This window comes from Actinomycetospora atypica, from assembly GCF_042653685.1.
Taxonomy (GTDB): Bacteria; Actinomycetota; Actinomycetes; order Mycobacteriales; family Pseudonocardiaceae; genus Actinomycetospora; species Actinomycetospora atypica.
Genome location: NZ_JBHSIV010000025.1, coordinates 29,913 through 55,010 on the forward strand (window position 1 = coordinate 29,913; position 25,098 = coordinate 55,010).

Annotated in this window: 27 protein-coding genes and 1 tRNA gene; 18 read left to right on the forward strand and 10 right to left on the reverse strand. The window is 73.8% G+C overall.

Annotated features, from left to right (window positions below):
- Positions 1-22: 22 nt before the first annotated feature.
- On the reverse strand, positions 23-1,057 hold the full coding sequence (locus tag ACFPBZ_RS20615; protein WP_378037984.1) for an iron ABC transporter substrate-binding protein: 1,035 nt from the start codon (positions 1,055-1,057) through the stop codon (positions 23-25).
- A gap of 357 nt (positions 1,058-1,414) precedes the next feature.
- On the opposite strand from ACFPBZ_RS20615, the gene ACFPBZ_RS20620 reads away from it, so the two are divergent.
- Entirely contained in the window at positions 1,415-2,731 is a 1,317-nt protein-coding gene (locus ACFPBZ_RS20620) for an LLM class flavin-dependent oxidoreductase (protein ID WP_378037985.1), read from the forward strand.
- A 61-nt stretch (positions 2,732-2,792) separates the two neighbouring features.
- Positions 2,793-3,608, forward strand: coding sequence for an alpha/beta fold hydrolase (locus ACFPBZ_RS20625; protein WP_378037986.1), 816 nt, complete (start codon positions 2,793-2,795; stop codon positions 3,606-3,608).
- Positions 3,609-3,668: 60 nt separating this feature from the next.
- Here ACFPBZ_RS20625 and ACFPBZ_RS20630 read toward each other — a convergent pair whose 3' ends face one another.
- From ACFPBZ_RS20630 to ACFPBZ_RS20640, 3 genes are all read right to left on the reverse strand, one after another.
- Positions 3,669-4,112 carry a DUF4383 domain-containing protein gene (locus ACFPBZ_RS20630; RefSeq protein ID WP_378037987.1) on the reverse strand — a complete coding sequence of 148 codons (444 nt, stop codon included), beginning with the start codon at positions 4,110-4,112 and terminating at the stop codon, positions 3,669-3,671.
- Between the two features lie 126 nt (positions 4,113-4,238).
- Positions 4,239-4,871 (reverse strand): acyltransferase, encoded by a 633-nt coding sequence (locus tag ACFPBZ_RS20635; RefSeq protein ID WP_378037988.1) that lies wholly within the window; start codon positions 4,869-4,871, stop codon positions 4,239-4,241.
- Positions 4,872-4,902: 31 nt separating this feature from the next.
- Entirely contained in the window at positions 4,903-6,525 is a 1,623-nt protein-coding gene (locus tag ACFPBZ_RS20640; protein ID WP_378037989.1) for a flavin-containing monooxygenase, read from the reverse strand.
- A gap of 119 nt (positions 6,526-6,644) precedes the next feature.
- On the opposite strand from ACFPBZ_RS20640, the gene ACFPBZ_RS20645 reads away from it, so the two are divergent.
- Positions 6,645-7,787, forward strand: coding sequence for an aminotransferase (locus ACFPBZ_RS20645; protein WP_378037990.1), 1,143 nt, complete (start codon positions 6,645-6,647; stop codon positions 7,785-7,787).
- Entirely contained in the window at positions 7,784-8,515 is a 732-nt protein-coding gene (locus ACFPBZ_RS20650; RefSeq protein ID WP_378037991.1) for a TIM barrel protein, read from the forward strand. The genes ACFPBZ_RS20645 and ACFPBZ_RS20650 overlap by 4 nt, the downstream gene beginning before the upstream one ends.
- Before the next feature lie 33 nt (positions 8,516-8,548).
- On the opposite strand, the gene ACFPBZ_RS20655 is transcribed toward ACFPBZ_RS20650, so the two are convergent.
- Positions 8,549-9,052: a hypothetical protein gene (locus ACFPBZ_RS20655; protein WP_378037992.1), complete on the reverse strand. Its 504-nt coding sequence runs from the start codon at positions 9,050-9,052 to the stop codon at positions 8,549-8,551.
- 26 nt (positions 9,053-9,078) lie between these two features.
- Positions 9,079-9,933 (reverse strand): 3-hydroxyacyl-CoA dehydrogenase family protein, encoded by an 855-nt coding sequence (locus tag ACFPBZ_RS20660; protein WP_378037993.1) that lies wholly within the window; start codon positions 9,931-9,933, stop codon positions 9,079-9,081.
- A 319-nt stretch (positions 9,934-10,252) separates the two neighbouring features.
- On the opposite strand from ACFPBZ_RS20660, the gene paaA reads away from it, so the two are divergent.
- From paaA to ACFPBZ_RS20700, 8 genes are read left to right on the forward strand one after another with little or no spacing between them, the layout of a single operon-like run.
- Entirely contained in the window at positions 10,253-11,200 is a 948-nt protein-coding gene (gene paaA, locus ACFPBZ_RS20665) for a 1,2-phenylacetyl-CoA epoxidase subunit PaaA (protein WP_378037994.1), read from the forward strand.
- A gap of 37 nt (positions 11,201-11,237) precedes the next feature.
- Complete coding sequence (gene paaB / locus ACFPBZ_RS20670; RefSeq protein ID WP_378038045.1) at positions 11,238-11,582, forward strand: 1,2-phenylacetyl-CoA epoxidase subunit PaaB; 345 nt, start codon at positions 11,238-11,240, stop codon at positions 11,580-11,582.
- Positions 11,579-12,499: a 1,2-phenylacetyl-CoA epoxidase subunit PaaC gene (paaC, locus tag ACFPBZ_RS20675; RefSeq protein ID WP_378037995.1), complete on the forward strand. Its 921-nt coding sequence runs from the start codon at positions 11,579-11,581 to the stop codon at positions 12,497-12,499. The genes paaB and paaC overlap by 4 nt, the downstream gene beginning before the upstream one ends.
- On the forward strand, positions 12,496-12,981 hold the full coding sequence (gene paaD / locus ACFPBZ_RS20680; RefSeq protein ID WP_378037996.1) for a 1,2-phenylacetyl-CoA epoxidase subunit PaaD: 486 nt from the start codon (positions 12,496-12,498) through the stop codon (positions 12,979-12,981). The genes paaC and paaD overlap by 4 nt, the downstream gene beginning before the upstream one ends.
- Positions 12,981-14,063, forward strand: a complete 1,083-nt coding sequence (paaE, locus tag ACFPBZ_RS20685; protein ID WP_378037997.1) for a 1,2-phenylacetyl-CoA epoxidase subunit PaaE — start codon at positions 12,981-12,983, stop codon at positions 14,061-14,063. The genes paaD and paaE overlap by 1 nt, the downstream gene beginning before the upstream one ends.
- Positions 14,064-14,075: 12 nt before the next feature.
- Entirely contained in the window at positions 14,076-16,103 is a 2,028-nt protein-coding gene (gene paaZ, locus ACFPBZ_RS20690; protein ID WP_378037998.1) for a phenylacetic acid degradation bifunctional protein PaaZ, read from the forward strand.
- Positions 16,096-16,503, forward strand: a complete 408-nt coding sequence (gene paaI, locus ACFPBZ_RS20695) for a hydroxyphenylacetyl-CoA thioesterase PaaI (protein ID WP_378037999.1) — start codon at positions 16,096-16,098, stop codon at positions 16,501-16,503. Before paaZ ends, paaI begins: the two co-directional genes overlap by 8 nt.
- A gap of 55 nt (positions 16,504-16,558) precedes the next feature.
- Positions 16,559-17,443, forward strand: a complete 885-nt coding sequence (locus ACFPBZ_RS20700) for an enoyl-CoA hydratase-related protein (protein ID WP_378038000.1) — start codon at positions 16,559-16,561, stop codon at positions 17,441-17,443.
- A gap of 5 nt (positions 17,444-17,448) precedes the next feature.
- On the opposite strand, the gene ACFPBZ_RS20705 is transcribed toward ACFPBZ_RS20700, so the two are convergent.
- Positions 17,449-17,751, reverse strand: coding sequence for an STAS domain-containing protein (locus ACFPBZ_RS20705; RefSeq protein WP_378038001.1), 303 nt, complete (start codon positions 17,749-17,751; stop codon positions 17,449-17,451).
- 489 nt (positions 17,752-18,240) lie between these two features.
- Here ACFPBZ_RS20705 and ACFPBZ_RS20710 point away from each other — a divergent pair, with 489 nt between their 5' ends.
- The 5 genes from ACFPBZ_RS20710 to ACFPBZ_RS20730 all read left to right on the forward strand — a co-directional run bounded on the left by ACFPBZ_RS20710 (position 18,241) and on the right by ACFPBZ_RS20730 (position 22,301).
- Positions 18,241-19,050, forward strand: a complete 810-nt coding sequence (locus ACFPBZ_RS20710) for a ParA family protein (RefSeq protein ID WP_378038002.1) — start codon at positions 18,241-18,243, stop codon at positions 19,048-19,050.
- Positions 19,037-19,372, forward strand: coding sequence for a hypothetical protein (locus ACFPBZ_RS20715; protein ID WP_378038003.1), 336 nt, complete (start codon positions 19,037-19,039; stop codon positions 19,370-19,372). Before ACFPBZ_RS20710 ends, ACFPBZ_RS20715 begins: the two co-directional genes overlap by 14 nt.
- Positions 19,373-19,531: 159 nt before the next feature.
- Positions 19,532-20,746 (forward strand): glycoside hydrolase family 1 protein, encoded by a 1,215-nt coding sequence (locus ACFPBZ_RS20720; RefSeq protein WP_378038004.1) that lies wholly within the window; start codon positions 19,532-19,534, stop codon positions 20,744-20,746.
- 123 nt (positions 20,747-20,869) lie between these two features.
- Entirely contained in the window at positions 20,870-21,118 is a 249-nt protein-coding gene (locus ACFPBZ_RS20725; RefSeq protein ID WP_378038005.1) for a response regulator transcription factor, read from the forward strand.
- 94 nt (positions 21,119-21,212) lie between these two features.
- On the forward strand, positions 21,213-22,301 hold the full coding sequence (locus ACFPBZ_RS20730) for a class I SAM-dependent methyltransferase (RefSeq protein WP_378038006.1): 1,089 nt from the start codon (positions 21,213-21,215) through the stop codon (positions 22,299-22,301).
- 9 nt (positions 22,302-22,310) lie between these two features.
- On the opposite strand, the gene ACFPBZ_RS20735 is transcribed toward ACFPBZ_RS20730, so the two are convergent.
- Positions 22,311-23,078 (reverse strand): class I SAM-dependent methyltransferase, encoded by a 768-nt coding sequence (locus ACFPBZ_RS20735; RefSeq protein WP_378038007.1) that lies wholly within the window; start codon positions 23,076-23,078, stop codon positions 22,311-22,313.
- A 44-nt stretch (positions 23,079-23,122) separates the two neighbouring features.
- Positions 23,123-24,307, reverse strand: coding sequence for an MFS transporter (locus tag ACFPBZ_RS20740; protein ID WP_378038008.1), 1,185 nt, complete (start codon positions 24,305-24,307; stop codon positions 23,123-23,125).
- Between the two features lie 191 nt (positions 24,308-24,498).
- On the opposite strand from ACFPBZ_RS20740, the gene ACFPBZ_RS20745 reads away from it, so the two are divergent.
- Positions 24,499-24,978 carry an SRPBCC family protein gene (locus ACFPBZ_RS20745; protein WP_378038009.1) on the forward strand — a complete coding sequence of 160 codons (480 nt, stop codon included), beginning with the start codon at positions 24,499-24,501 and terminating at the stop codon, positions 24,976-24,978.
- A 16-nt stretch (positions 24,979-24,994) separates the two neighbouring features.
- On the opposite strand, the gene ACFPBZ_RS20750 is transcribed toward ACFPBZ_RS20745, so the two are convergent.
- Positions 24,995-25,069: transfer RNA gene (locus tag ACFPBZ_RS20750), tRNA-Val, on the reverse strand.
- Between the last annotated feature and the right edge of the window lie 29 nt (positions 25,070-25,098).

The window sequence follows — 25,098 nt, forward strand, 5'->3', positions numbered from 1 at the left end:
CGAGCCCGCCGGGTCGGGCCGCTCAGAGCAGCCCCGTCTCCTGCAGCATGCGCTGGGTGACGTCGACCGAGTCGAGATCGGCGAGGCGCACGGGCGGCGGCGACAGCGTCTCGATCGGCGGGAGCGGCGGCACGGCGCGCGAGCGGGCGACCCCGGCGACGGTCGGGTACTCGTTCGTCTGGTCGACCAGGTACTGCTGGGCGTCCCGGGAGAGCAGGAACTGCACCGCCCGGTTCGCGAGGTCGGGCTGGTCGGTCGCCCGCATCACGCCGGCCCCGGCCACGTTCACCAGGCCGAGCGGGTCGTTCGGCACGTAGTGGTTGGCGACGCGGTAGGTGGCCGGGTCGATGTCATGGGTCTTCTCGTAGAGGTAGTAGTGGTTGACCAGGCCGAGGCCCACCGTGCCCTGGTTGATCGCGTCGACGATCGCGCCGTTGCCGTCGAACCGCTGGGGCTGCTGCGCGGCGAACGCGGTCAGCCACCGCCGGGCGCCGTCCTCGCCGCGGAGCAGGCGCAACCCGGTGACGAAGGACAACCAGGACGCGTTGGAGGGGGCGTACCCGATCCGCCCCTGCCAGCGCGGGTCGAGCAGGGCGTCGACGTTCGTCGGGAGCAACTCCGGCGGGGTGCGGTCGGGGTTGTAGGCGACGACGCGGGAGCGCCCGGAGGTGGCGACCCAGGTGTCGTCGGCGGCCCGGTACTGCGGCAGGGCGCCCGCCGTGATCTCGGCGGGCAGCGGGGCCAGGAGCCCGGCCTTCGACAGGGCCCCGAGTGCGCCCGCGTCCTGGCCGAAGAAGAGGTCGGCGGGGGTGTCGTCCCCCTCCTCGAGGAGCTGGGCGCTCATCTCGCCCGTGCTGCCGTAGCGCACCTCGACGTTGGCGCCGATCGCGGTCTGCATCCGCTCCAGCAGCCCGCCGACGAGCTCCTGGTTGCGCCCGCTGTAGATCGTGAGGGTCGGCGCACCCTCGATCCGCGGCGCGGTCTGCACGGCGCCGCTCCCGCAGCCCACGAGCACCGTCAGTGACAGTACGACCAGCGCGATTGTCCGGATCGTCACCGATACCCCTTTCGTCCGTGAGGGCAGCCTAAGCTACCCGGCGGACGGGCGAGGGCGGGGTGGCCGGAGCGTCACGACACCGTCCGACGGTGGCGGAGACGGGCGCCACGTCCGGCGGGCCGGGCGTTGACCCGGACGTGTTCCGGCGGTGATCATCCGTCCCGGTCGCGGGTCCCCGTTCCCGGCGGCCGGGAGGGTCCGATGCGCGTGCTGGTGAGCCGCCGCTTCGTCGATCTGATGCTCCTGTGCAGCTGCGCCTGTCGGCCCTGCTGAGCACCTGCCGCCCGGCCCCCTCCCCGCCCGACCGTGCCCGGTGCCGCTGCCGCGCGCCCGCACGACGACCCGAAGGACTCCCCCGTGACCCGTCAGCTGCACCTCGGCGGCTTCGAGATCGCCTCGCACGTCGCCCACTCCCACGCCGCGTGGCGCCATCCCGCCTCCGACCTCGACTTCTTCGGACCCGACTACTGGCACCGGGTCGGCCGCACCCTCGAGCGCGGGCTGTTCGACTTCGTCTTCTTCGCCGACCTCCTCGCCGTGCCGACCAACTTCGGCGGCGACGAGGAGGAGGCCCTGCGCCGCGGCACGCAGGCGAGCGCCACCCTCGACCCGGCGCTCGTCGTCGCGAGCATCGCCGCGGTGACCCGGCACCTCGGCGTCGCCATCACCAAGAGCACGACCTACTTCCACCCCTTCGAGCTGGCCCGGATCCTCGCGAGCCTCGACCACCTCAGCCGGGGCCGGGCCGGCTGGAACATCGTCACCTCGCTCAGCAGCGCCGAGGCCCGCAACTTCGGCGTCGAGAAGGCCCTCGACCACGACCTGCGTTACGACCGGGCCCAGGAGTTCGTCGAGGCGGCCGTCGCGCTCTGGGAGAGCTGGGAGCCGGGAGCGCTCGTGCTGGACAAGGTCGGCGGCACCTTCGCCGACCCCGCCAAGGTCCACCCCGTGCACCACGACGGGCAGTACTACAAGACCCGTGGCCCGCTGCCGACCCCGCGCTCGCCCCAGGGCCGCCCGGTGCTCTTCCAGGCCGGCTCGTCGCCGAAGGGCAAGGACTTCGCCGCCCGCTGGGCCGACGCGATCTTCGAGATCGACCCGACACCGGAGGGTCGGCGCGCCTACTACGACGACGTCAAGAGCCGGGTCTCGGACGCCGGACGGAACCCCGACGACGTCAAGATCCTGCCGTCGTTCATCCCGTTCGTCGGGGAGACCAGCTCGATCGCCCGGGAGAAGCAGGCGTTCCACAACGAGCTCGCCGACCCCGTCTCCGGCCTCATCACGCTCTCGGTGCACACCGACCACGACTTCTCGGCCTACGACCTCGACGCCCCCGTCGAGCAGGTCGCCGTCCCCGGGTCCCAGGGGCTGTTCGATGTCGCCCGCCGCCTGTCCGAGCGCGACAGCCTGACCCTGCGCGAGGTCGGGAAGCAGTACGCGCAGGGGGTGCTGCTGCCGCAGTTCGTCGGGACCGCGTCCGAGATCGCCGACCAGATCGAGGCCTCCTTCACCGGCGGCGAGGCCGACGGGTTCATCCTCTCGGCCGCCCAGAGCCCGGGGACCTTCGACGACTTCGTCGACCAGGTGGTCCCCGAGCTGCAGCGCCGCACGCTGTTCCGCGACCGCTACACCGGCACTACCCTGCGCGAGCACCTGGGCCTCGACGCCTGACGAACTGTGCGTGCCTCTCCGTGCTCCGGCACGGAGAGGCACGCACGAGAGCGGAGCTCGAATGCGGGTGACGACGGACGACGGGGTCGGGCTGGCCGTGTACGACACGGCCGGCGACGGGCCCCCGATCCTGTTCCTGCACGAGTTCGGTGGCGACCACCGCTCGTGGTCCCCGCAGTTCGGCGACCTGGCCGTCCGGTACCGCTGCATCACCTACGACGCCCGCGGCTACCCGCCCTCCGACGTCCCGACCGACCCGGGCGCCTACTCCCAGGAGCGGGCCGTCGCGGACGCGGTCGCGGTCCTCGACGCGCTGGGGGTGGAGCAGGCCCTCGTCGTCGGGAACTCCATGGGCGGGTTCGCGACGCTGCACCTGGGGCTCACCCATCCCGAGCGCTGCACCGGCCTCGTCGTCGCGGGCTGCGGCTACGGCGCCGCACCGGAGCGGGCCGCGGCGTTCCGGGCCGACGCCCTCGCGCTGGCCGGGGCCTACGAGCGCGACGGGGCGGCCGCCGTCGCGGCGGACTACGGGAACCGGCCCGCGCGGCTGACCCTGCGCGACCGCGACGCGGGCGCCCACGACGAGCACCTGCGCATCCTCGCCGAGCACGACCCGGTGGGGGCGGCCCTGACGATGCGCGGCGTGCAGGCCGCCCGGCCGTCGCTCTACGACCTGCGCGACCGCCTCGCCGCGATGACCGTGCCGACCCTGCTCGTGGTCGGCGACCGCGATCACGAAGCGATCGACGCGACCCTGATGCTGCACCGCACGCTGCCGGTCGCCGACCTGGCGGTGCTCCCCCGCACCGGGCACCTGACCAACCTCGAGCACCCGGAGCTGTTCACGCGGCTCGTCGAGGAGCACGCGGGCGGGTGACGCCGAGGCTCCGGTGGCCGGGAGCACCGACGGCCGTGGCCGCCGGTGCCCCCGGGCCCGTCACCGGCGCGCGGCGCGGGGGGTGAGCAGCAGGCCGGCGCCGAGCAGGGCGACCGCCAGGACGACGTGCAGCCAGTTGTCGGCCGTGTTGACCGGCACGAAGTTGGCCGCGCTGTCGGCGGGGACCAGGAACCCGTAGATCACGAGCACGAGGTAGATGACCCCGCTGCCGATGAGGTACGAGCGCGCCGAGCCCGGGGCCCGGGACATCGCGATCCCGGCGACGCCGAACAGCAGGTGCACGATGTTGTGCAGCACCGAGACGTGGAAGATGCCGAGCAGCATGGCCCCGGACATCGGGCCGGCGACGCCCATGTCGCCGACGTCGCTGGTCAGGCCCGGGACGAACCCGAGGACGCCGACGAGCAGGAACACGACGCCGAAGACCAGCGCCGCGAGCTGGGCGGGTGTGCGGGTGGTGGTGGAACCGGTGCGGGTGGTCATGACCACACCTCCGTTCAGGAGGACGTTACGAGGTCCCGGCGGCTGGCTCTACCGGGTGCTCCTCGTACGTATCGCCGCCGTGAGCGGTTCGCAAGGACCGTTCCCCCGTCCGGGGGTGACCGGACGTCAGGTCCAGACCGTCCCGCGCTTGACGACCTTCGCCGGGCACCCGGCGAGGACGGTGCCGGGCTCGGTGAAGACCCCGGAGACCACCGCACCGGAGGCGATCGTGGTGCCGTCCGGGATCATGGCGCCCTTGAGCACGGTCGCGCGCGAGCCGATCCACACGTGGTCGCCGATGCTGATCGGGGCACCGGTCGGGCGGGCCTCCCCGTCGACGATCACCTCGTGGAAGTCCTCGTCGAGCAGCTGCACGTCCCAGGAGATGGCGCAGTCGTCGCCGATCGTGATGCCGTTCATCGCGACGATGCGGGTGTCGGGCGAGAAGTAGGTGCGAGCCCCGACGACGAGCCGCGCGCCCTCGCCGACCACCCAGGAGGCGCCGACGCCCACCTGCACGTTGCCCCGCAGCTCGAGGGTGCCCTCGAGGCGGAGCAGCCCGCTGTGGTCGCCCCGTGCGAAGCCGAACGCGTGCGTGCCGCAGCGCAGCCGGGCGTCGGGCGCGGCGAACGCGATGTGGCCGGGGTGCCGGATGCGGAACCCGCGGGAGACGGTCACCCGCTCCGGATGACGGGTCGCGAGCGTGCGGGGCAGGGACACCCGGAACTCCCCGAAGAACGCCGTACGCAGACTCGTCACGTTGCTCCGATCGGAGCAACGCGGCGCCCTGTTACGCGGCGCCGGGAGAACCGGACATCGCGGCACGATCTCCCGCGAGGCCGAACCCGGGATAGCCGGCCGCGGCCTCGTCGTCGCAGGTCTGCCGGTAGCGCGCGTAGCCGCCGGCGTAGGGCAGGAAGACGCGCGCCTTCCCCGGGACGTTCGCCCCGAGGTACCAGGAGCTGGCGGCCTGCGGCAGCAGCGTCGCCTCCGCCGCGCGGGCCACCTCGGCCGCCCACTCCCGCTCGGCCTCCGGCGTCGCCTCCGCGACCTCGCCGGTGTCGCGGAGGTGGACGAGCGCGTCGGCGATCCAGTCGACGTGCTGCTCGATGGCGGTCGGCATGTTCGTCAGCACCGAGGGGCTGCCCGGGCCGGTGATCGTGAACAGGTCGGGGAAGCCCGCGACGCCGAGCCCGAGGTGGGTGTGCGGGCCGTCGCGCCACGCCTCGCGCAGCGACGTCCCGTCCCGCCCGCGGATGTCGAAGGCCAGCAGTGGGCCGGTGAGCGCGTTGAACCCGGTGGCGAACACGAGGACGTCGAGGGGGTGCTCGGCGCCCGACTCCAGGCGCATCCCGTCGCGGGTGATCGCCGCGATCGGGTCGGCGCGCACGTCGACGAGCGTCACGTTCTCCCGGTTGTAGGTCTCGAAGTAGCCGGAGTCGATCGGCGGGCGCTTGGTGGCGAAGGGGTGGTCGCGCGGGGTGAGCGTCTCGGCGGTCGCCGGGTCGTGCACCACCTCGGCGATCTTGTCGCGCAGGAAGTCCGACGTGACCTCGTTGACCTGCGGGTCGGTGAGCACGTCCTTCACTGCGGCGCGGAACCGCAGCCCGCCCCGCTCCCACGCCGCCTCGTAGAGCTCGCGGCGCTGGTCGGCGGGCAGGTCGAGGACGTCGACGTCGCTGTTGACGAACGGGTGGCCGTTGGTCGAGCCCTGCTGGACCTGCCGGATCGACGGGTAGTCGGCCTTCGTCGCGGCCATCTCGTCCTCGGACAGCGGCGCGTTGCGGGCCGGGATCGAGTAGTTCGCGGTGCGCTGGAAGACCGTCAGGTGACCCGCCTGCTCGGCGAGCACCGGGATCGCCTGGATGCCGGTGGAGCCCGTCCCGACGATGCCCACGCGCTTCCCGGCGACGTCCACTCCGTCGTGGGGCCACTGCCCGGTGTGGTGCCACTCGCCGCCGAAGTCGGCGAGCCCGGGGATGTCGGGCACGTTCGCGGCGGACAGGCAGCCGACGGCGGTGACGAGCCAGCGGCATCGTCGGGACGTCCCGGTGGTGTCGGTGACGGTCCAGCCGTCCTCCTCGCGCCGCGCGGACCCGACGCGCACGCCGAAGGTGATGTCGCGGCGCAGGTCGTGCCGGTCGGCGACGTGGCCGAGGTAGGCGCGGATCTCCTCCTGGCCCGGGTAGCGCTCCGACCAGCGCCACTCCTGCTCGAGGCCGGGGTCGAACGAGTAGCAGTAGTAGTAGCTCTCGGAGTCGCACCGCGCGCCCGGGTAGCGGTTCCAGTACCAGGTGCCGCCGACGTCGTCGGCCGCCTCGAGGACCTGCGTGCGGAACCCGAGCGAGCGCAGCCGGTGCAGCGCGTACAGCCCGGAGAAGCCCGCCCCGATGACGATGACGTCGGCGTCCATCCCCCGACCGTCGTCGTTCGTCGGCCCCGGTGCAACTGCGATGTGGCTCCGCCTCGTGAGCACTTTCCGGGGTTATGGCACCGGAAAGTGCTCACGAGGCCGTCGGCCACACTGGAGGCGTGCGCCTGTCCGACCGCGTCACCGCCGGGATCGACTCGCCGATGGCCCGCGCCTACGACGGGCTCGCGAGCGCGGCCGGGCGCCGGCCCCTGCTCGACGTCGCCCGGGCGGCGCCCGCGTACCCGCCGGCGCCGGAGGTCGTCGAGCACGCCGCGGCGGTGGCGGCCGACGCCCGCTACGCCGCCCAGGCCGGGCTGCCGCACCTGCGGGAGGCCTTCGCCGCGGACCTGCGCGCCGACCACGGCGGCGACGTCGGGCCCGACGACCTCGTCGTCACGGCGGGCTGCAACCAGGCGTTCTGCCTCGCGGTGGACTCGCTGTGCGGCCCGGGCGACGAGGTGGTCGTCGCGCGCCCCACCTACTTCAACCACGCCATGTGGCTGCGCATGCGCGGCATCGAGCCGGTGACGCTCGAGCCCGACGCCGACCTCGTCCCCCGGGCCGCCGACGCCGAGGCGCTGATCTCACCGCGCACCCGGGCGATCGTGCTGGTGACGCCGGGAAACCCGAGCGGTGTCGAGGTCCCGCCCGACGAGCTCGCCGCCTTCGCCGACCTCGCCCGCCGCCACGACCTCGCCTTGCTCCTCGACGAGACCTATCGCGCCTTCCGCGCCACGCCGGCGCACACGCTGTACTCCGCTCCCGACTGGCGCGAGACGGTCGTCGGCCTGCACAGCTTCTCCAAGGACCTGGCGCTGGCTGGCTACCGCGTCGGCGCGCTGGTCGGGGGCGGGGCGCTGCGGCGCCAGGCGCTCAAGCTGTTCGACTGCGTGGCGATCGGTGCGCCGCGCATCGGCCAGGAGGCCGCCTGGGCCGGCCTGACGAAGGCGCAGGCGTGGCGGGCGGAGCGCGCGGCCGAGGTCGGGGCGCGCCGGGAGGCGTTCGCCGCGGCCATGGCCGAGCGGCCGGGCGGGTTCGAGCTGCTGGCGATCGGCGGGTTCTTCGCCTGGGTCCGGCACCCGCGCACCGACGCGGGCACTCCTGACGTGGTGCAGGCCCTGCTGAGCGAGCAGGACGTGCTGGTCATGGCGGGCACCGACTTCCAGGCGGTCGACGACGGCGCCATGCGCGTCAGCGTCGGCAACCTCTCCGTCGCCGACCTCGACGACCTGATGACCCGGCTCCGGGAGTTCGGCGGGTGAGCGTCGGGCTGAACGTCTCGATCCGCTACCCCGACGTGCCCGTCCTCGAGCGCCCCGCCCGGGCTCGGGCGGAGGGGTTCACGGTGATCGAGTCGTGGTGGCCGTTCGACACCGCCGGCCCGGGCGACGCCGAGGTCGACGCGTTCTGCGCCTCGGTCACCGACGTGGGCGTGCAGCTGGTGGCGATGAACCTCTTCGGCGGCGACATGGCCGCGGGCGAGCGGGGCATCGTCGGGAATCCGGCGCGGGCGGCGGAGTTCGACGACTCCCTGGCCGTGGGCCTGGAGGTCGGCGCGCGGCTCGGGGCGCGGATGCACAACACGCTCGTCGGTCGGGGGCCGCTCCCCGACCTCGCCGTCGAGCGCCTGGCGGCAGCTGCGGCTGTTGCCGACGCCCGGGGCTCACAGCTGCTGATCGAGCCGCTCAGCGCGGTCGCCGACTACCCCGTCCTGACGACGGCCGATGCGTTCGCCCTGGTCGGGCGGCTGGGACCGGGCTCGGGGGTGCTGGCCGACCTCTACCACCTCGCGGTCAACGGCGAGGACGTCGACGCCGCGATCGCCGCCCGGGGCGCGGAGTTCGCGCACGTGCAGATCGCGGACGCGCCGGGCCGGGGCTCGCCGGGGACGGGCTCGTTGCCGCTCGCCCGGTGGCTGCGAGCCCTGCGTGCGGTGGGCTACGAGGGCTGGGTGTGCCTGGAGGCTCGTGAGCACTTTCCGGGGTCATAGGCCCGGAAAGTGCTCACGAGGCCTCCGGCCACATCAGTGCTCGAGCACGATCCGCAGCAGCACGACGACCAGCCCGACTCCGAAGGCCCCCACTGCGCCGAGCAGGGCGCCCCACCACCGGCGCAGGGCGCGCCACCCGCCCACGGCGCCGAGCACGACGAGGCCGACCCAGCTCAGGTCGATGACGATGTGCGCCGATTCCTCCGGCCCCTGCATCCCGGCGAAGCCGGTCGCGGCGACCACGGCCACGACGGTCAGCGGGAGGAGCGCCGGCAGGAGGTACTGCGCGGCGTGCCCGGTGAGCGCGAGCAGCCGGCGCCCCGAGGGCAGCGTGTGCCCGGCGTGGACCGCCTTCAGCGTGGTGGCGAACAGGTGCGCGGCGAAGGTCGCGACGAGCGGACCCAGGCTCAGCTGGAGCACGTCGACGAAGGCGACGACGCCCCGGTCGAGCGCCACCGCGAGCACCGTCATCATCACGACCGTGCTGTTGACGGCCGGCTCCACGTCGAGCGAGAGCCGGCGCTCCGTCGTCGTCATGCCGGAACGCTAGCCAGGCGCACCTGTCATTCCCAGCGGTGGAAGCCCTGCCCCGACTTCCGGCCCAGCTCGCCGCGCTCGACCTTGTCGCGCAGCAGCTGCGGCGGGCTGAACCGCTCCCCCAGCTCTCCCGCGAGATGCTCGGCGATCGCGAGACGCACGTCGAGCCCCACCACGTCGGTCAGCTTCAACGGCCCCATCGGCCAGCGGTAGCCGAGCTCCATGCCGGTGTCGATGTCCTCCGCGCTCGCCACGCCCTCCTCGACCATCCGGATGGCCTCGAGGCCCACCACCAGGCCGAGGCGGGAGGTCGCGAACCCGGGGCTGTCGTCGACGACGATCGGGGTCTTGTCGAGGTCGGCCACCCACGCGCGGACGGTCTCGACGACCTCGTCGGAGGTCTCCGGGGTGCGGATCAGCTCGACGAGCTTCTGGGCGGGCACCGGGTTGAAGAAGTGCATGCCGATGACACGGCCGGCCGGCAGCTCTGCGCCGATGGCCGCCACCGAGAGCGACGAGGTGTTCGAGGCGAGCACCGCGTCGGGGCAGCGCTGCGCCACGTCGCCGAGGATCCGCTGCTTGAGGTCGATCCTCTCCGGGACCGCCTCGACGACGAGGCCGGCGTCGGTCGGCAGCTCGCCGGCGCCGACCACCACGCCCAGCCGCTCGAGGAGCCCCTCGACGGTGGTGCCCTCGGGCAGCTTCCCGCGCTCGGCGGCACCCTGCAGGGACGTCTCGACGGCCGACCGCGCGGCCGTCACGCGCTCGTCGTCGCTCTCGACCACGGTCAGCCGGGCGGTGCCCGCCACGAGGAACGCGTGCGCGATCCCCGCCCCCATCGTGCCGCCACCGACCACGCCGACGCTCTCCGGAATCGTCATGGGCGCACCCTCTCGCATCCCGGGCCCGTCGACACGCCGCTGATCGACTTCCGGGGGGCCCGTGTCCGTCGGACACGGTCGCCGCGCCCCGGACGCCCTGCACGGGGTCCGGCGCGTGGACCGCGACCCGGTCGTCCCGAGGCATGATCACGACGACCGGTCGCGGATGGCCCCGGAGCGCCCGTCATCGGGGCGCTGGACGACCGATCGACGTGATCATGGGACCGCGGCGGCCGGCGAGGGGACGGGCCCCGGTGCTTGCGTGAGCAGCGGAAGTCCGGCACCATGAGTAACCGAACGAACATTCGGGAGGGCCTCCGTGGACCACGACGACCAGCTGCTCGCCGACTTCGACGCCACCGTGGCGGCCGAGGGCCGGATCGAGCCCCGCGACTGGATGCCCGAGGGCTACCGCAAGACGCTGATCCGGCAGATCGCGCAGCACGCGCACTCCGAGATCATCGGCATGCAGCCCGAGGGCAACTGGATTCTGCGCGCCCCGAGCCTGCGGCGGAAGGCGATCCTCCTGGCGAAGGTGCAGGACGAGGCCGGCCACGGGCTGTACCTGTACTCGGCCACCGAGACCCTCGGGGTCGACCGCACCGAGCTCACCGAGAAGCTGATCGACTCGAGGCAGAAGTACTCGTCGATCTTCAACTACCCGACGCTGACGTTCGCCGACATCGGCGTGATCGGCTGGCTCGTCGACGGCGCCGCGATCTGCAACCAGGTCCCGCTCTGCCGCTCGTCCTACGGGCCCTACGCGCGGGCGATGGTGCGGATCTGCAAGGAGGAGTCGTTCCACCAGCGCCAGGGCTTCGAGCTGCTGATGACGCTGATGGCCGGCACCGACGCGCAGCGCGAGATGGTGCAGGACGCGGTGAACCGCTGGTGGTGGCCCTCGTTGATGATGTTCGGCCCCGCCGACGGTGACTCCCCCAACACCCAGCAGTCGATGGCGTGGCGGATCAAGCGCCACACCAACGACGAGCTCCGCCAGCGCTACGTCGACATGTCGATGCCGCAGGCCGAGGCCCTCGGGGTCACGTTCCCCGACCCGGAGCTCCGCTGGAACGCCGAGCGCGGGTCCTACGACTACGGCGAGATCGACTGGGACGAGTTCACCGCCGTGGTGAAGGGCGCCGGGCCGTGCAACGCCCAGCGCCTGGCCCACCGCCGTGCCGCTCACGAGAACGGCCAGTGGGTCCGCGACGCCGCGTCGGCCTACGCCGCCAAGCAGGCCACCCGTGAGGAGGTCGCGGCGTGAGCGCGGACACGAAGCGAAGCGGAGCTGGACCATGAGCATGGCCGACGACGTCACCGCGCACGTCGAGGGCGAGCCGGAGATCCGGGAGGGCGTCACGCCCGACCGCACCTGGCCGCTCTACGAGGTGTTCGTCCGCGGCAAGCGGGGCCTCAACCACGTCCACGTGGGGTCGCTGCACGCCCCGGACGAGCGGATGGCGCTGCACAACGCGCGCAACCTCTACACCCGGCGCAACGAGGGCGTGTCGATCTGGGTGGTCCGGGCCGACGCGATCACGGCCTCGAGCCCCGACGAGAAGGATCCGTTCTTCTCGCCCTCGGGCGACAAGGTCTACCGGCACCCGACGTTCTACGAGATCCCCGAGGACGTGCCGCACCTGTGAACGAGACGGAGAACGTCTACGACGCCCTCGCCGAGGCCGACCACGAGGGCCGCTGGGCCTACGGGGCGGGCTTCGACGAGTCGGTCGTCGAGGTCACCGCGCCCGCGCCCGCAGGTGTCGACCGCGATGACCTCGCCGCCTACTGCCTCATGCTGGCCGACGACGCGCTCGTCGCTTCCCAGCGCCTCTCGGAGTGGTCGACGAACGCCCCGGAGCTCGAGGAGGAGGTCGCGCTCGCCAACATCGCGCTCGACCTGCTCGGCCAGGCCCGGGTCCTGCTCTCCCGCGCCGGCCACCTCGGCGCGGCGGAGCGTTTCCGGACGACGACGATGGCGCCGGCCCTGTCCGACGAGGACGTCCTCGCCTACTTCCGCGACGACCGGTTCTTCCGCAGCGTCACCCTCGCCGAGATGGACCTGGGCGACTTCGCGCGGACGATGGCGTGGATCGTCGTCTACTCGTCGTGGCGCCTCGCGCTGATGACCGGGCTGCGGGGTTTGTCGGACCCGGTGCTGGCCGCGGTCGCGGCGAAGGCGGTGCCCGAGCTCGCCTACCAGCGCGAGTACGCGGCGGGCTGGGTCGTGCGGCTCGGCGACGGCACGGAGTACTCCCACGAGCGCATGCAGGCCGGGTTCGACGCGGTGTGGCCGTTCACCGAGGAGCTCTTCCTCGCCCACCCCGTGGAGACGCGGCTGGTGGAGGCGGGCGTGGCGGTCGACCCGACGTCGCTGCGGGCCTCGCTCGACGCCGACCTCGCCCAGCTGCTGCCGGTGGCGACCCTGTCCCGGCCCGAGCGGCCCGCGGTCGGGCTGGTCGGCGGGCGCGGGGGCCGCGACGGGGTGCACACCGAGGCGCTCGGCCGGATGCTCGCGATCATGCAGTCGCTCGCCCGCGCACACCCGGACGCGACGTGGTGAGCACGCTCTGGGACGTGGCCTCCGAGGTGACCGACCCCGAGATGCCCATGCTGACGCTCGCCGACCTGGGCGTGCTGCGCTCGGTCGACCAGCAGGACGGCCGGATCACCGCGACGATCACCCCCACCTACGCGGGCTGCCCGGCGCTCGACGCGATGCGCGACGACCTGACCGCGAGGCTGGCGGAGTTCGGCGAGGTCGAGGTGCGGGTGTCGCTGACCCCGCCGTGGACCACCGACCTGATCAGCGACGAGGGCCGGCGCAAGCTCGCCGAGGCCGGGGTCGCACCGCCCGCCCACATCGGGCCGCGTGCCGTGGGCCCGGTGCCGCTGACGCTGCTGGCCCCGCCGGCGCGGGTGACGTGCCCGCGCTGCGGCTCGCCCGACACCGAGGAGCTCTCCCGCTTCGGCCCGACCGCCTGCACGGCCCTGCGCCGCTGCCCGGCCTGCCGCGAGCCGTTCGAGCACATGAAGGACATCTGATGACGACGACCGTCGACACCGGGTTCCACGCCCTGCGCGTCGCCCACGTCGAGCGGCTCACCGACGACGCCGTCGCGATCACGTTCGACGTCCCGGCCGACCTCGCCGACACCTTCGCCTTCCGCGCCGGGCAGTACCTGACGCTGCGGACGGAGACGCCGGACGGCGAGGAACGGCGCTCCTACTCGATCTGCGCGCCCGAGGGGCAGCGCCCGCGGATCGGGGTCCGCCGGGTCGAGACCGGGCTGTTCTCGGAGTGGCTCGTCGACCGGCTGTCCGCCGGGGACGTCCTCGAGGTGGCGCCGCCCGAGGGCCGGTTCAGCCCGGGTCCCCCGCCGCCCCAGCACGGGCCGGGCGAGCACCACACGCTGATCGCCGCCGGCTCGGGCATCACCCCGGTGCTCTCGATCGCCGCGACCGTGCTCGCCGCGCACCCCGACAACCACGTCACGCTGCTCTACGGCAACCGGCGCGCCGACACGGTGATGTTCGCCGAGGACCTCGCCGACCTCAAGGACCGCTACCGCTCGCGGCTGCAGCTCGACCACGTGCTCTCGCGCGAGCCGATGGAGGCCGAGATCTTCGCGGGCCGGCTCGATCGGGAGAAGCTCCACATGCTCCTGACGCAGCTCGTGCCCACCCCCCAGGTCGACCACTGGTGGCTGTGCGGGCCGCTGGAGATGGTGACCGGGGCGCGCGACCTGCTCGACGAGCTCGGCGTCGGCCGGGACAAGGTCCACGCGGAGCTGTTCTACGTCGACACCCCGCCGCCGCAGCCGGTGCGCCACGAGAACGCGCCCGCCGAGGGCGTCGAGGCCCGCATCGTCCTGCACGGCCGCGAGGTCACCGCGACGATCCCGCCCGACTCGTTCGTCCTCGACGCGGCCCAGAAGGTCCGCTCGGACCTGCCGTTCGCCTGCAAGGGCGGGGTGTGCGGGACGTGCCGGGCCAAGGTCGTCGTCGGGGAGGTCGCCATGCAGCGCAACTTCGCCCTCGAGGCCGAGGAGGTCGAGGCCGGGTTCGTGCTCACGTGCCAGTCGGTCCCGGTCTCCGACGAGCTCACCATCGACTACGACGTCTAGGAGACCCCACCCATGGTGCTCGACAGCTACGTCGGCGGCCGCTGGCAGAGCGGCTCCGGCGAGGGCCGCCCGATGTTCGACGCGGTCACCGGCGAGGAGGTGGACCGCCTCTCGACCGAGGGCCTCGACCTGGCCGGGGCCGCGTCCCACGCCCGCACGGTCGGCGGCCCGGCGCTGCGCGAGCTCTCCTTCCACCAGCGGGCGTCGCTGCTCAAGGCGCTCGCCGGGCACCTGCGCGAGCACCGCGAGGAGCTCTACGCGCTCAGCGCGCGCACCGGCGCCACCCTGGGCGACTCGAAGTTCGACGTCGACGGCGGCATCGGCGTCCTGGCCGCCTACGCCTCGAAGGGCAAGCGGGAGCTCCCCGCCGGGACGGTCCTGGTCGAGGGCGACGTCGAGCCCCTGTCGAAGGACGGCTCGTTCCTCGGCTCGCACGTGCTGAGCCCGCTGCGCGGCGTCGCGGTGCAGGTCAACGCCTACAACTTCCCGTGCTGGGGCCCGCTCGAGAAGTTCGCGCCCGCCTTCCTCGCCGGCGTGCCCTCGATCGTCAAGCCGGCCACCCCCACCGGGTTCCTCACCGCCGGGCTGATGCGCCTCGTCGTCGACTCGGGGCTGCTGCCCGAGGGCTCGGTCCAGTTCCTCGCCGGGTCGGTGGGCGACCTGTTCGACCACCTCACCGAGCAGGACCTGGTGTCGTTCACCGGTTCCGCCTCCACGGCCCGGCAGCTGCGCACCCACCCGACGCTGGTCCGCCGCGCGGTCCGGTTCACCGCCGAGGCCGACTCGCTGAACTGCTCGATCCTCGGCCCGGACGCCACGCCCGGGAGCCCCGAGTTCGACCTCTACGTCAAGCAGCTGGTCACCGAGATGACGGTGAAGGCCGGCCAGAAGTGCACCGCGATCCGGCGGGCCCTCGTGCCCGCCGAGCACCTCGACGCGGTCGCGGAGGCCGTGATCGCCAGGCTGTCCCGGATCGTCGTCGGGAACCCCAACAACCCCGACGTGCGCATGGGCGCCCTCGCCGGGCTCGAGCAGCGCGAGGAGGTCCGGCGCTCGCTCAAGGCCCTCGCCGACGACGCACGCGTGCTCTACGGCGACCCCGACCACGTCGAGGTCACCGACGCCGACGCCGAGCGCGGCGCGTTCCTCTCCCCCGTCCTGCTCGGCGCCGACCCCGAGTCCGCCGCGGTGCACGAGGTCGAGGCCTTCGGGCCGGTGTCCACGCTGGTCGGCTACACCTCCACCGCGCAGGTGGTCGACCTCGCCGCCCGCGGGCAGGGCTCGCTCGCCGGGTCGGTCGTCACCGGCGACCCCGACTTCGCCCGCGAGGTCGTCCTGGGGGCCGCGCCGTGGCACGGCCGGATGCTGGTGCTCGACCAGGCCGACGCCAAGAGCTCCACCGGGCACGGCTCGCCGATGCCGCAGCTCGTCCACGGCGGCCCCGGCCGCGCCGGCGGCGGGGAGGAGATGGGCGGCGTCCGCGGGGTCAAGCACCACATGCAGCGGACCGCGCTGCAGGGCTCACCCGACATGCTCACCGCGGTCACCGGCCAGTGGTTCCCGGGCTCGGCGCGCACCACCACCGAGGTGCACCCGTTCCGCAAGCACCTCGAGGAGCTCCGCGTGGGCGACACCGTGGTCGGCGGGCCGCGGCGGGTCACCGAGGCCGACGTCGAGCACTTCGCCGAGTTCACCGGCGACACCTTCTACGCGCACATGGACGCCGAGGCGGCGGCGCAGAACCCGTTCTTCGGGGAGCGGGTGGCCCACGGCTACCTCGTGGTGTCGTTCGCCGCGGGCCTGTTCGTCGACCCGGCGCCGGGCCCCGTGCTCGCCAACTTCGGCGTCGACTCGCTGCGGTTCCTCACGCCCGTCAAGTTCGACGACGAGCTGACGATCACCCTGACGGCCAAGCAGATCACCCCGCGCGACACCGCGGCCTACGGCGAGGTCCGCTGGGACGCCGACGTCACCAACCAGAACGGGGACTCCGTGGCCCGCTACGACGTGCTGACGCTGGTGGCGAAGCAGGATGGCTGATCACGTCGTCGCGTCCGTGCGGCGGATGTGGGACGACGACGCCGCGTCCCGCAAGCTGGGCATGGAGCTGCATTCGGCCGTCGACGGCGAGGCCCGGCTGACGATGCGGGTCACCTCGGACATGGTCAACGGGCACGGCATGTGCCACGGGGGCTACCTGTTCCTGCTGGCCGACTCCGCGTTCGCGTGCGCCTGCAACTCCCCCGGGCCCGTCACCGTCGCGGCCGGCGGCGACATCGTCTTCGTCGCCTCCGCCCGCGAGAACGACGTGCTGGAGGCCGTGGCCACCGAGCGCACCCGCTACGGGCGCTCCGGGGTCTACGACGTGACGATCCGCCGCCCGCAGGACGACCTGGTGATCGCGGAGTTCCGCGGGCGGTCGCGTGTGCTTCGCTCGTGAGCACTTCGGGGGGCTATAACCCCTCGAAGTGCTCACCGGTCCGGAGGACACACCCATGGAGATCCGCTACGAGGTGACCGAGGGGATCGCGACGATCACCCTCGACCGCCCGGAGCACCGGAACGCCTTCACCCCGACGATGGCGACGGAGATCGTCGCCGCGTTCGACGAGGCCGACGCCGACGACGCCGTGCGGGTCGTCGTGCTGACCGGGGCGGGCCGGGCGTTCTGCGCCGGGGCCGACCTGGGCCGCGGCGGGTCGACGTTCGACTACGAGACGGTCCGCGACGCCCGTCTCCGGGCGGGCGGCACCATCGCCGGCATGCCCCGCGACCTCGGCGGCGTCGTCGTGCTCCGGATCGCGGCGAGCGTGAAGCCGGTGATCGCGGCGGTGAACGGGCCCGCGGTGGGGATCGGGGCGTCGATGCTCCTGCCCGCCGACGTGCGCATCTGCGGCCGGTCGGCGCGGTTCGGCTACGTCTTCACGCGCCGCGGCATCGCCCCCGACGGCGCCTCGAGCTGGTTCCTCCCGCGCGTCGTCGGGATCTCCCAGGCGATGGAGTGGGTCGCGACGGGCCGCGTGTTCGACGCGGCCGAGGCGCTCGCCGGCCGCCTGGTGTCGCGGGTGGTTCCCGACGACGAGCTGGTCGCCACCGCCCGCGCGCTGGCGGCGGAGATCGTCGGGAACACCTCCGCGGTGTCGGTGGCGCTGAGCCGCCGGATGCTGTGGTCGATGCTCGGGGCGGAGTCCCCCTGGGACGCGCACCGCATGGACACCCGGGTGATCGCCGCGCTCGGGGCCGGGCCGGACGCGGCCGAGGGCGTCACCTCGTTCCTCGAGAAGCGGCCCGCGAAGTTCACCGCCTCGCCGTCGGACCACCTCGATCTCGTCGAACCGTGGCCGCCGGTCCCCGACGACGTGGTGCCGCCGGGGACCTGAGGCCCCTACAAGGCGTCGGTGATCTCTACGTGGCGGGCACCGACGCGCCGCAGCCGCATCCGCAGCGCGCGGTCCGGGGCCACGACCGTGAAGCCGACGCCCCGACCGGCAGCCTCCCCCGCCACCGCGGGGACCACCCACACGCCCAGCTCGTCGTCGGCGACGACGTCGGTGAGATCCAGGACGACGGCCGCGGGCCCCGTGGCCAGCACGCCCTCGACCGCCTCGCGCAGGACGGCCACGGTGCCCGCGCCGAGGCCTCCCCGCAGCCGGATCACGGGGGTGTCCGGATGGTCGTCGACGGTCACGTCCAGCCCCTCGACGTGGCCCGACCCACGGGCCTGTGTCGCCACCCGTCTGTTCCCCATCAAGGTCGTCCCCTCGTCCGGTCCCGGGCACGCCAGAACCGCGCCGAGGCGGGGGTCTGGTGTCCGGCACACGTGGGACCGCAGTCGTGCACGACGGGGGCGGCGGGTCCGGGCGCGCCCTCGGTCGGCTGTGCGGTGTCGCTGGACCATAGGCCGGACGGGGCCCGACCGACAGTCGGCGGTCGTCGACCTGCCAACCCGGTGCCTCCGCGAGACGCAGGCGATACCCCCGGTTGCGCTGAGCCGTCCGGGTGACGGGAGGGCCGCCTGCCACGCCCCCCTGGGCCGGGTGCCGCAGCACCCGGATGTGCACGCGTGCACAGGTGCACGAGTGCTTGTGAGCACCGTGGACCGGGTGTCACTGTGCACGTCCGGCGCCTCCACATCGGGGAGGCTCGCCGGTGCGGTCGGGGCGGGGGTGCGGGACCAGTGCGGATCGCCGTGGCCAACAACAAGGGCGGGGCCGGCAAGACGACGGCGATCGCCCACCTCGCCGAGGCCCTCGCGGCCCGCGGGCGCCGGGTGCTCGCGGTCGACCTCGACCCGCAGGCGAACCTGTCGCGTCGCCTGGGCTACGGCGAGGCCGAGCTCGCGGACATGGTCACCGCGGCCGAGGTCGTCGCGGCCAACCAGAAGGGGTGCGCCGTCGACGCGGTCGTCGGCTGCCGGTGGAGCGGGCCCTCCGTCGACGACCTCGCCACCCGCATCGACCTGGTGCCCGCCCGGTACGACCTCGAGGCCCGGGTCGCCGAGGCGGGGCAACTCGGATCGCACGAGCGGCTCGACCTCGGCCTGTCGGGCGTCGCCGAGGACTACGACGTCGTCCTGCTCGACTGCCCGCCCTCGCTCGGGCACCTCACCCAGCTCGGCCTCGCGGCCGCCGACACGGCCGTGCTCGTGCTGCGCCCGGAGTACGACCACCTGCAGGGCGCGATCCGCGTCCGCGACTTCATCGCCACCTACCGCCGCCACCTCGGGCGCCCCGACCTCGCCGTGTCCGGCGTGATCATCAACGAGCACGACCGCCGGCGCGGCCTCCACGCCTGGCACACCGACTCGGTCACCGAGGCCTTCGGTGACCTGGTGTGGTCGCCGCCGATCCCGTCGCGCGCCGTGCTCGCCGAGGCCATCGACGCGGCGCAGCCCCTGCGGGCCCGCGGGGCCCCCGCCCGGCCGCTGATCGAGATCTTCTCCACCCTCGCCGACCAGCTGGAGGTCCGGACCGATGCCGTCGCCTGAACCCCGTGCGACCCCGCCGGGCCCGCAGACCGCGGCGAACGTCCGGCGTCGCCCGGTCCCGCCCGGGGGCGAGCGCCGCCGGCCCGAGCCGACGTCGTCGCTGGCCCCCTCGCCGAGCCCGCTGATGTCGGTGCCCGACGGCGGGCCGGCCGGGCGGCGACAGCACCACCGGCCCGGCACGCCCCGTCAGGAACAGGTCTACCTCTCCGGCCGCGTGCCCCGGGCGCTGCGCGACGAGCTGCACATCCGGGCGATCGCGGAGGGCCGGCCGGTGGTCGACCTGCTGCGCGACGCCATCCGTCACTACCTCGACGAGGCCTAGCGCATTACCACAGGGCGTCCGCGGCCCGTCGCCGGGTGTACACAGGTGTGCGCAACTCTGTGCATGCCCACGGGTCCAGGCCCGTCCGGCCCGCACCGGCCACGGCCGTCCGCAGCAGGCGACCACTCGTCCGGCCCAGCCCGTGGCAGGGTGTCCCCCGTGTCGACCTTCCCTGACGACTTCCTCTGGGGCAGCGCCACCGCCGCCCACCAGGTGGAGGGCGGCAACGTCAACAACGACTGGTGGGACTGGGAGCACGACCCGTCCTCGCCCTGCGTCGAGCCCTCCGGCGACGCGATCGACCACTACCACCGCTACGACGACGACTTCGCGCTGCTCGCCGACCTCGGCCAGAACGCGCACCGGTTCTCCCTCGAGTGGTCGCGGATCGAGCCGGCCCCGGGCGAGGTCTCCCCCGCGGCACTCGACCACTACGCGCGCGTCCTCGACTCCCTCGCCGACCACGGCCTCACGGCGTTCGCGACGCTGCACCACTTCACGCTGCCCCGCTGGTTCGCCGCGCGGGGCGGGTGGCTCGCCGAGGACGCCGTGGAGGTGTTCGCCCGCTTCGTGGAGCGAGTGGCGGCCGCACTCGGTGACCGCATGCCCTACGTCTGCACGATCAACGAGCCGCAGATCGTCGCGCGGGAGTGCTACCTGTCGGGCCAGTTCCCGCCCGGGCACACCGACCTCACCGAGGCGCTGACGGTCAACACGACCCTGGCCCGCGCCCACCGCGCCGCCGTCGAGGTGCTGCGCGCCGGGCCGGGCACGCCGCTCGTCGGGACGTGCCTGCACCTGCCGTACATCGAGCCGCTGCGTCCCGACGACGAGGCCGACGCCGGCGCCGCGGCCGCGGCGCGGACGGTCATGATCGACACCCACCTCGACGACCTGCGCGCGGGCGGCGACGTCGGCGACTGGGTGGGGCTGCAGTACTACTCGCGGGCCCTCATCGACGCCACGGCCGCCGACCTGACGGCCCCTCCCCCGGAGGGCGCGGAGACGACGCTCATGGGCTGGGAGGTCCACCCCGCCGGGTTCGGCGCGGTGCTGCGCCGGATCGCGGAGGCGGGCCTGCCCGTCGTCGTGACCGAGAACGGGATCGCCACGGCGGACGACGACCAGCGGGTGCGCTACCTCGCCTCGCACCTGGCCGAGGTCGAGCGGGCGCTCGCCGACGGCGTCGACGTGCGCGGCTACCTGTACTGGTCGTCGTTCGACAACTTCGAGTGGGCCGTCGGCTACCGGCCGACCTTCGGCCTCGTCGGGATCGACCGGGCCGACGGGCTCAAGCGGATTCCGCGTCGCAGCGCCGAGCTGTTCGGCGAGGTCGCGCGGAGCGGCGACCTGACGGCGCTGAGCGACGCCTGACGATCACCGAGGGTCGAGGTCCTACTGGGCCGTCCGGGTGGTGCGGGTCCCGGAGAGCCATGATCACGCGGCACGATGCTCCGGAAGTGGACACCGCAGGGTGACCTTCGTGGGGGTGGCGGGATGACGCGGACGAGCGGGCACGGGATCGCTGCCCCGGAGCTCGCCACGGGTGGCGGGTTGTCCGGTCGGGAGCGCCAGGTGCTGGAGCTGATCGCCGACGGTCTCTCCAACCGCGACATCGGCGCCCGGCTGGTCATCAGCGAGAAGACCGCCGGGCGGCATGTGTCGAACATCTTCGCCAAGCTCGAGGTGCACACCCGGGCCCAGGCGACGCGGTACGCCGCCGAGCACGGACTGCTCGCGCCCTGACCGCGCCCGGGATGGGGTGTTCGCCCGATGCGGGCCCGGGAGTGAGGTTCCTAGCGTCGAGGACGTCCGGACGTCCCGACCCGCAGGAGCCCCCATGTCCTCCACCGACACCACCACCGCCCCGTCCGCGATGCCCGACCAGGACGCCCTCGACGCGTTCCTCGGCCGCTTCGTCACCGACCTCGGGGCCACGGCCGCCGCGGCCGGCGTCGTCATCGGTCACCGCCTCGGCCTCTACCGGGCCCTCGCCGAGGGACCGGCGACCCCCGACGAGCTGGCCGCCCGCACCGGCACCCGTACCCGGCCCGTCGCCGAGTGGCTCCACGGTCAGGCGGCCGGTGGCTACGTCACGCACGACGCCGCGACCGGCCGCTTCCACCTCGACGCCACCCAGGCGTTCTGTCTCACCGACCCCGACGGTCCGGTGTATCTCCCGGGCGCCTTCCTGCTCGCCCTCGGCGCCCTCCGGGCCGAGCCCCGGATCACCGACTCGTTCCGGACGGGGACCGGGATGGGCTGGCACGAGCACGACGAGGACGTGTTCCTGGGGTGCGAGGCGTTCTTCCGCCCCGGCTATCTGGCGTCCCTGACGACGAGCTGGATCCCCGCGCTGGAGGGGGTCGAGGACCGGCTGCGCGCGGGAGGCCGGGTGGCCGACCTCGGGTGCGGGCTCGGTGCCTCGAGCGTGATCATGGCCGGTGCCTACCCGGCGACCACCGTCCGGGGCTCCGACTACCACGCGGGCTCGATCGCCCTCGCCCGCGAGCGCGCGGCCGCCGCCGGGGTCGAGGACCGGGTGACCTTCGAGGTCGCCTCCGCCCAGACCTTCTCGGGGCGGGACTACGACCTGGTCACCACCTTCGACTGTCTGCACGACATGGGCGATCCGGTCGGTGCCGCCCGGCACGTCCGCGAGGCCCTCGCCCCCGAGGGCTGCTGGCTGCTCGTCGAACCGGCCGCCGGTGGGACCCCGGCCGAGAACTACCACCCCCGTGGCCGGCTGTACTACAACTTCTCCTCGCTCCTGTGCGTCCCCAACGCCCTGTCCCAGAGCGGGGAGCGCGCTCTCGGCGCCCAGGCCGGCGAACCGGCGCTGCGCGAGGTCGTCGAGGCCGCGGGGTTCACCCGGTTCCGGCTGGCGACCGGCACGCCGTTCAACGACGTCTACGAGGTCCGCCCGTGAGCGCCGGCGCTACGCCCGCGTGACCGACCCCTTGAGGAACACGAAGTGGTCGTCGAAGCGCAGCACCGGGTCCTCCCGGTAGGCGTGCTTGAACTGGGCCACCCCCTCGGCGAGCTCGTCGTCGGAGAACTCGCCGAGCACCGACATGTACCGCGACTCGAGCATCCGGACGTAGCGCTCCCGGTCGACCGCGACGTGGAAGGTCCGGTGGGTCAGCGACGTCCGCAGCCCCGCCGCGGCGAGGGCCTCCTCGATCTCCGCCGGGTCGGGCTGGAGCTCCTCGAAGCGGTCGTGGGCGGCGGCGAACAGCGGGTGCGGGATCGTCGTCGGGAGCATGACCACCAGGAGCCGGCCGTGGTCGGAGAGCAGCCCCGCCAGGCCTCGGATCGTCGCCGCGCGGTCCGCCACGTGGTGGATCGCCTCCTTCACGACGATCGCGTCGAGCGGACCGGGGTCGGGGAGCGAGACCCGCCCGGAGGCGACGTCCTCGGCGCTCGCGAGGACCGGGCGCAGGGACGACAGGGCCGGGACCCGGTCGAGCATCGCGGTGCTGGGGTCGACGCAGAGGACCGGGCGCCGCGGCTGGACGTCCTCGGCGATCTGGCGCGTGTAGAGACCGGTGCCGCACCCGATGTCGGCGATCGCGTCCGAGGGGGTCAGGCGCAGCGCGCCGGTGATGGCGCGGGAGAACTGGCGGACGTACTCGGGGTCGTAGGTCCAGTGATCGTCGTAGGAGGGGGCCAGGCGCTCGTAGTGGTCGGCGATCTGGTCGGTCATCGGGGGCTCCCACCTACGGGCTCGGGTGTCGGCGGCTCACCCTGTCAGGCCGTGCGCATCCTGACCATGGACCCGATCGCGCCGACGGCCACCATCACCACGACCACGCCGCACAGACCCACCGCCACCGGCGCGAGGCTCCAGACCTCGACGGCCACCCCGGCCAGCAGGCTCGACACCGCGGCCGCGAGGTAGCAGTACAGGTAGATCGCGGCGAGGGTGCCGGCGTGCGCGCCCTCGGGGCTGCGGTCGAGCAGCACCCGCATGGCCCCGGCGAAGGCGACCCCGAAGCCCGCCCCGGCCACGACGGCGGCGGCCAGGTAGGCGGCGAAGCTCCCCGCCGCGATCGCGGCGACGAAGCCGAGGATCCCCCCGACGAGTACCGCGGCGCCGCCGGTCAGCGCGTGCGTGGCCCGCAGCCGGCTCGCCGCGATCCCGGCCACGGGCCCGGCGAGGTGGTAGACCGCGACCGCGAGCGCGCCGGAGAACAGGTCGTGGCGGCCGAGGACCGAGACCGCCAGCGACGGGGCCAGCGCCTGGGTGAAGCCGCCGAGCACGTAGGTCCCGGCCACCAGCAGGCACACCGCGGGGAAGACGGCCCGCGCGGTCGTCGGGACCCGGACCACGGGACGCAGCGAGCGGACGGCCCCGGGTCCCCGCCGCACGGTCTCGGGCAGGAACACGACGGCCACCGCGGCCGCCGCGAGGATCCCGGCCGTCACCAGGAACGACACGACGGGCGCGCGCTCGGGCGCGAGCTGCACCGCCGCGCCCGAGGCGAGGGCGCCGAGCGCGATCCCGCCGGGCGGTGCCCCGGAGGTGACGGCCCCGGCGAGCCCGGGGCGCGTCGCGGGCACGAGGTCGACGACGAAGGCCCCGAGGGCACTGAGCGCGAGCCCGACGGAGAGTCCCTGCACGGCGCGTCCGGCGATGAGCGGCCCCGCCGAGTCGACCGTGGAGAGCACCAGGCACGCGGCCGCGCCGACGAGGATCGCGGGCACGGCCACCCGCTTGCGCCCCAGGTGGTCCGACAGGCTCCCGCAGCACAGGAGCGCGATCAGCAGCGGGACGATGTAGATCGCGAAGGCGCCGGTCAGCGCGACGGTCGAGACGCCGTAGGCCTGCGCGTAGACGACGTAGAGCGGGGCCGGGACCCCGGCGGCGGCGCAGACCGCGACGAGCGCGACCGACGCCGTCGTGAACCTCGCCCCGGAACCGGTGCGCGGCACCGGGGTCAGACCGTCCCGGCGCGAGTCACGGCGTCGAGCCTACGTCCCGCCCGGGCACGGCTGCTCCGCCGGAGTGAGCGCACTGCGGTGTTCGGGGACGAGGTGACGCAGAGCGTTGTCCGATGCGGCCGACCGGGTCACCGTGAGGGTGAGACCGCGGCAGCGGTGACGGACGGCGACGGGGAGCCACCATGAGCGAGACGCGACTGCAGGTCACCAGGACGATCGAGGCGCCCGCGGAGCGCGTCTTCGCCCTGCTCAGCGATCCACGGGAGCACGTGGCGATCGACGGGTCGGGCCTGCTGCAGGGCAGCGACAGCGACCGGGTCACCGGGGTCGGCCAGGTGTTCGCGATGCGGATGTTCCGCGACGACCTGGGCCCGTGGCGGACGTTCAACACCGTCACCGACTTCGAACCCGACCGCCGGATCGGCTGGGCTCCCGACCTCGACCCCGACTGCGAGCTCGCGCCCAAGCTCGCGGGCGTCACCGTCGGCGGGCACTACTACGCCTACGAGCTCGAGGAGCACGACGGCGTCACCGACGTGACCCAGACCTACGACTGGTCGGGCGTCGCGGACCCGAACTTCGCCGCGCTGTGCCCGTTCGTCGGCACCGCCGAGATGACCGGGACTCTCGACCGGCTCGCCGGGGCGGTCGGTTCGGCCTGACGCCGCGGCCGGACCGTGGTGGGCGCGGCAGGATTCGAACCTGCGACCGACGGCTTGTAAGGCCGTTGCTCTCCCGCTGAGCTACGCGCCCGCGACGGGCCCCGGGAACGCTACCCGGGG

Coding starts and splice junctions, on each gene's coding strand:
- ACFPBZ_RS20625 (WP_378037986.1), top strand. CDS start 2,793: ATGCGGGTGACGACGGACGACGGGGTCGGGCTGGCCGTGTACGACACG.
- ACFPBZ_RS20630 (WP_378037987.1), bottom strand. CDS start 4,112: ATGACCACCCGCACCGGTTCCACCACCACCCGCACACCCGCCCAGCTC.
- ACFPBZ_RS20640 (WP_378037989.1), bottom strand. CDS start 6,525: ATGGACGCCGACGTCATCGTCATCGGGGCGGGCTTCTCCGGGCTGTAC.
- ACFPBZ_RS20655 (WP_378037992.1), bottom strand. CDS start 9,052: ATGACGACGACGGAGCGCCGGCTCTCGCTCGACGTGGAGCCGGCCGTC.
- ACFPBZ_RS20660 (WP_378037993.1), bottom strand. CDS start 9,933: ATGACGATTCCGGAGAGCGTCGGCGTGGTCGGTGGCGGCACGATGGGG.
- paaB (WP_378038045.1), top strand. CDS start 11,238: ATGGCCGACGACGTCACCGCGCACGTCGAGGGCGAGCCGGAGATCCGG.
- paaE (WP_378037997.1), top strand. CDS start 12,981: ATGACGACGACCGTCGACACCGGGTTCCACGCCCTGCGCGTCGCCCAC.
- paaZ (WP_378037998.1), top strand. CDS start 14,076: ATGGTGCTCGACAGCTACGTCGGCGGCCGCTGGCAGAGCGGCTCCGGC.
- paaI (WP_378037999.1), top strand. CDS start 16,096: ATGGCTGATCACGTCGTCGCGTCCGTGCGGCGGATGTGGGACGACGAC.
- ACFPBZ_RS20700 (WP_378038000.1), top strand. CDS start 16,559: ATGGAGATCCGCTACGAGGTGACCGAGGGGATCGCGACGATCACCCTC.
- ACFPBZ_RS20715 (WP_378038003.1), top strand. CDS start 19,037: ATGCCGTCGCCTGAACCCCGTGCGACCCCGCCGGGCCCGCAGACCGCG.
- ACFPBZ_RS20725 (WP_378038005.1), top strand. CDS start 20,870: ATGACGCGGACGAGCGGGCACGGGATCGCTGCCCCGGAGCTCGCCACG.
- ACFPBZ_RS20730 (WP_378038006.1), top strand. CDS start 21,213: ATGTCCTCCACCGACACCACCACCGCCCCGTCCGCGATGCCCGACCAG.
- ACFPBZ_RS20735 (WP_378038007.1), bottom strand. CDS start 23,078: ATGACCGACCAGATCGCCGACCACTACGAGCGCCTGGCCCCCTCCTAC.
- ACFPBZ_RS20745 (WP_378038009.1), top strand. CDS start 24,499: ATGAGCGAGACGCGACTGCAGGTCACCAGGACGATCGAGGCGCCCGCG.